Consider the following 1,319-nt stretch of genomic DNA (forward strand, 5'->3'; position numbering starts at 1 on the left):
GGAGCCGATTCAAAATAGATGAATCGGCTTGGCTTGTGGTGCGGTCGGGGATTTTCAGCGGGAGTCGCTGCGGGTAGACTCGACGGCATGATTGATGAAGCCGCGCTGCGTCGCCAATACGCCCTTCTGTGTCCGAGCTTGGACGAGCGGAGCCGCCGTCTGTTTGCCGCTACCCAAGCGCAGGCGCTGGGCTATGGCGGGATCGCCGCAGTGGCGCGGGCCACCGGCATCGCGCCGAGCACCATCGGGCGCGGGCTGAAGGAGATTGTCGAGGGCGCGCCGCCATCCGGGCCACGCTTGCGCCGACCGGGCGGCGGGCGCAAGCGGCTGACGGACAAGGACGCGACGCTGGAGCGTGACCTGCTGGACCTGATCGCGCCGATGACGCTGGGCTGTCCGGAACGCCCGCTGCTGTGGGTGTCCAAGAGCCTGGAGAAACTGGCGGGGGCGCTGCGGGCCAACGGCCATCGGGTGTCGGCCAATTCGGTGCGCCGCCTGCTGCGTCGGCTGGGCTTTTCCCGGCAGGGCAACCGCAAGGCCAACGCGGGCCACGGGCATCCCGACCGTGACACGCAGTTCGAGCACATCAACGCCCAGGTGTTGGCCGCTCAGGTCGCCGGCGATCCGGTCATTTCGGTGGACACCAAGAAGAAGGAATTGATCGGCAATTACAGAAATGCCGGGACGGAATGGCGCGCCGAAGGCAAGCCGCGCCGGGTCAACGACCACGACTTCGAGAACAAGGCGTTGGGCAAGGCCATCCCCTATGGCGTCTATGACATCGGTGCCAACAGTGGCTGGGTAAGCGTCGGGGTGACGCACGACACCGCCCAGTTCGCCGTCCAGACCATCCGCCGCTGGTGGCAGACGATGGGACAGGCCCGCTACCCGGAAGCCCGCACGCTGATGATCACCGCCGACGGCGGCGGCTCCAACGGCGCCCGGGTGCGGCTGTGGAAGGTGGAGGTGCAGAAGCTGGCCGATGAACTCGGTCTGACCATCCAGGTGTGCCACTACCCGCCGGGCACCTCGAAATGGAACAAGATCGAGCACAGGCTCTTTTGCCACATTTCACAGAACTGGCGCGCCAGACCGCTGACCAGTCGGCTCGCCGTCGTCGAACTGATTGCCGCAACCACCACCAAGACCGGTCTGACCGTCGCCTGCGAACTCGACACCACCGAGTACGCCAAGGGCATCAAGGTCACAGACGCCGAGATGGAAGCCCTCAGGATAACCCCAAACGACTTCCATCCAGAGTGGAACTACACCATCGCTCCCCGGGCGGAAAACAACGTACTTAATTTGGCGTGATTCCT

The 1,319-nt window shown here is 65.0% G+C and carries 1 protein-coding gene; it reads left to right on the forward strand.

The features are described 5' to 3' along the window. Positions 1-87: 87 nt before the first annotated feature. On the forward strand, positions 88-1,314 hold the full coding sequence (locus EJ903_RS26300) for an ISAzo13 family transposase (RefSeq protein WP_126620813.1): 1,227 nt from the start codon (positions 88-90) through the stop codon (positions 1,312-1,314). Positions 1,315-1,319 lie beyond the last annotated feature (5 nt).

This window comes from Azospirillum griseum (genome assembly GCF_003966125.1).
Taxonomy (GTDB): Bacteria; Pseudomonadota; Alphaproteobacteria; order Azospirillales; family Azospirillaceae; genus Azospirillum; species Azospirillum griseum.